This is a genomic window from Terriglobales bacterium (assembly GCA_035454605.1).
GTDB lineage: Bacteria > Acidobacteriota > Terriglobia > Terriglobales > Acidobacteriaceae > DATMAB01.
The window spans coordinates 1-3,335 of sequence record DATIGQ010000116.1 but is presented as its reverse complement, the minus strand read 5'-3'; the positions used below and the strand labels follow the sequence as shown (position 1 = coordinate 3,335).

Sequence of the window (3,335 nt, the reverse complement as noted above, 5' to 3'; positions counted from 1 at the left end):
GAGCTGGAGTTCGTCGCCGTCAACGACCTCACCGACCCCAAGACGCTGGCCCACCTGCTGAAGTACGACTCCATCCTGGGCAACCTGCCCAACGACGTGAAGGCCGGTCAGGACAGCGTGGTGGTGGACGGCAAGAGCACGCGCGTGTTCGCGGAGAAAGATCCGGCCAAGGTACCGTGGGAGCAGGTGGGGGCGCAGATCGTGGTCGAGTCCACGGGGCGCTTTACCAACGCCGACGACGCCAAGAAGCACCTGCGCGGCCCGGTGAAGAAGGTCATCATCTCAGCGCCGGCCAAGAACGAGGACATCACCGTGGTGTTGGGCGTGAACGAAACCGCCTACGACCCGGCCAAGCACCACATCATCTCCAACGCCTCCTGCACCACCAATTGCCTGGCGCCGCTGGCCAAGGTGGTGCACGACAACTTCAACATCATGAGCGGCACCATGACCACCATCCACTCCTACACCAACGACCAGGTGATTCTGGACTTCCCGCATAAAGATCTGCGGCGGGCGCGGGCGGCAGCGCTTTCCATGATCCCCACTTCGACCGGCGCGGCCAAGGCGCTGCACCTGGTGATTCCCGAGCTCAAAGGGAAACTCGACGGCTTCGCCATGCGCGTGCCTACGCCCAATGTGAGCGTGGTCGATCTGGTGGCGTTCGTGGAGAAGAAGACGACGGTCGAGGAAGTGAACGGCGCGCTCAAGAAGGCGTCGGAGGCCGGGCCGCTCAAGGGCTACCTGGGGTACGAGGAGGCCGAACTGGTCTCCATGGATTATCGCGGCGACCAGCGCTCCTCCATCGTGGACGCCGCCATGACCCGCGTGGTGGGCGGCAACTGCGTCAAGGTCATCTCCTGGTACGACAACGAGTGGGGCTATTCGTGCCGGGTGAGAGACCTCATTCATTACTTGGCGGGGAAGGGATTGTGAGAATTGAATCAGTGAATCAGTAAATCATTGAATCAATGGCAAACGAAGTACGCTCGATGGGCGCCTATATAGGTGCCTTGGCTGTTGCAGATGCGCTTCGGAAACGAACCAAGGACTTCGCGATCCGAATCGTGAAGCTGTCGCTCGCGCTGCCCAAGACCGATGCCGCGAGAACGCTGGGCCGACAGGTCTTGCGGTCTGGCACTTCTGTCGCGGCTAACTATCGGGCGGCGTGCCGGGCACGATCTCGAGCCGAGTTCGTCTCACGCATGGCGGTCGTGGTGGAAGAAGCCGACGAAACTGTGTTCTGGCTGGAAATGCTGATCGATACCAGAATCGTCCCGCTGAAGCGGCTCCAGCCTCTGATTCAGGAAGCTAACGAGCTGTTAGCTGTCTGCGCTGCCTCTCATCGGACTGCGAAACAGCGCTTGGATCGGTAGTCTTTCACTGATTCAATGATTGACTGATTCAATGATTCAATCTCGATGATTCAATGAACAAGCTCTCCATCCGCGACCTTCCTCTCGAGAACAAGCGGGTGTTTGTCCGCGTCGACTTCAACGTCCCTCTTTCCGACGACGGCAAGGTCACCGACGACACCCGCATCCGCGAGACCCTGCCCACCATTGACTATGCCCTGCGCCACGGGGCGCGGCTGGTGCTGGCCTCGCACCTGGGACGGCCCAAGGGCAAGCCCAACTCGAAGATGAGCCTCAAGCCGGCGGCGGCGCGGCTGGCGGAGCTGGATGAGCAGCAGATGTACGCCGGCCACGTGGGCTTCGCGCCCGATTGTGTGGGCGCGGAAGTCGAGGCCATGGTCGCCAAGCTCAAGCCCGGCGAGGTGCTGGTGCTGGAGAACCTGCGCTTCCACTCCGAGGAGGAGGCCAACGACGAAGGTTTTTCGCGGGCGCTGGCCCGCCTGGCCGACTTCTACGTTAACGACGCCTTCGGCACCGCGCACCGCGCGCACGCTTCCACTGTGGGCATGACGAAGTTCGTGGAGAAATCGGCCGCCGGCCTGCTGATGGAAAAGGAGCTGCAGTTCCTGGGCCGCGCGCTGGAGCGGCCCGACCACCCCTTCGTCGCCATCCTGGGCGGCGCCAAGGTGTCGGACAAGATCGAGGTCATCCGCAATCTGATCGGCAAGGTGGACGTGCTGCTCATCGGCGGCGGCATGGCCTACACCTTCCTGAAGGCCTCGGGGATACAGGTCGGCAAGTCGCTGGTCGAGGAAGACAAGCTGGTCCTCGCCCGCAACCTGTTCGCGGAAGCCAACGAGCGCGCCACTCGCCTGATGCTGCCCGTGGATCACGTGATTGCGGAAAAGATTGACGCCGCGGCCGCGACCTCGGTAGTCGGCGACCGCGGCATTCCCGAAGACAGGATGGGACTCGACATCGGCCCCAGGACAGTGGCGGCGTTCGTCACTCAGATTGCCAGGGCAAAGACCATCGTGTGGAACGGGCCCATGGGCGTGTTCGAGGTCGCGCCCTTTGCCGCCGGCACCATGGCCGTAGCCCAGGCGGTGGCTGCCAATCGACGCGCGGTCTCCATCGTGGGCGGCGGAGACTCGGTGGCCGCCGTCAAGGCCGCCGGCGTCGCTAACCGCATCACCCACATCTCCACCGGCGGCGGCGCCTCGCTCGAGTTCCTGGAAGGCAAAAAGCTGCCGGGCGTGGAGGCGCTGACGGACAAGTGACTGGCCACAGAGACGCCGAATCGCCGAGGAACCTTGTAGATTGTCATCCCGAGTTCGCCGCGGCGGACGAGGGATCGGCTTCTCTGTCGAGGGCTGCCACGAATCGTCGCTGGTCCAACTGCTAACTACTAATCGCTGGGTGCTTATGTCACGAACCAAACTCATCGCCGCGAACTGGAAAATGTACAAGACCCCTGCCGAGGCCCAGGCCTTCGTGCATGACTTCTTGCCGCTGGTCGCCGGACACGACCGCGACGAGATCACGCTGTGCGCGCCCTTTGTCTGCCTGCCAGCGCTGGTCGAGGCCGTGCGAGGCAGCGCGCTGGGCGTAGGCGCGCAGGACATGTTCTGGGAGAAGGAAGGCGCTTACACCGGCGAAGTGTCCGCGGGGATGCTCGCCGCCGTCGGCTGCAGCCACGTCATCCTGGGACACTCCGAGCGCCGGCAGTACTTCGGCGAGACCGACGACAGCGTGAACAAGAAACTGGAGCGCGCGCTTGAGGCCGGCCTAATCCCGATCGTCTGCGTCGGCGAGGTCATCGAGGAGCGCGAGGCCGGGCTGACCGAAGACGTCCTCAGGCGGCAGTGCTCGCGCGCCTTCCGTGGCATCTCCGCAAAAAAAGCCGCGAAGCTGGTGGTCGCCTATGAGCCGGTGTGGGCCATCGGGACGGGCAAGACGGCCACGCCGCAACTGGCCTCT

The 3,335-nt window shown here is 63.4% G+C and carries 4 protein-coding genes; all 4 read left to right on the top strand.

Annotation, left to right across the window (positions count from 1 at the left end; all coding sequences use genetic code 11):
- On the top strand, nucleotides 1–936 hold a 936-nt coding region (gap, locus tag VLE48_08105), incomplete at its 5' end, for a type I glyceraldehyde-3-phosphate dehydrogenase (protein HSA92958.1).
- 35 nt (nucleotides 937–971) lie between these two features.
- Complete coding sequence (locus VLE48_08100) at nucleotides 972–1,376, top strand: four helix bundle protein (protein HSA92957.1); 405 nt, start codon at nucleotides 972–974, stop codon at nucleotides 1,374–1,376.
- A gap of 53 nt (nucleotides 1,377–1,429) precedes the next feature.
- Entirely contained in the window at nucleotides 1,430–2,635 is a 1,206-nt protein-coding gene (locus VLE48_08095; protein HSA92956.1) for a phosphoglycerate kinase, read from the top strand.
- Between the two features lie 145 nt (nucleotides 2,636–2,780).
- Nucleotides 2,781–3,335: triose-phosphate isomerase (gene tpiA / locus VLE48_08090; GenBank protein HSA92955.1), on the top strand; the 555-nt coding region annotated here is incomplete at its 3' end.

What these genes read in the sequence shown, in the direction of transcription:
- VLE48_08100 (HSA92957.1), top strand. Translation starts at nt 972, where the DNA reads ATGGCAAACGAAGTACGCTCGATGGGCGCCTATATAGGTGCCTTGGCT.
- VLE48_08095 (HSA92956.1), top strand. Translation starts at nt 1,430, where the DNA reads ATGAACAAGCTCTCCATCCGCGACCTTCCTCTCGAGAACAAGCGGGTG.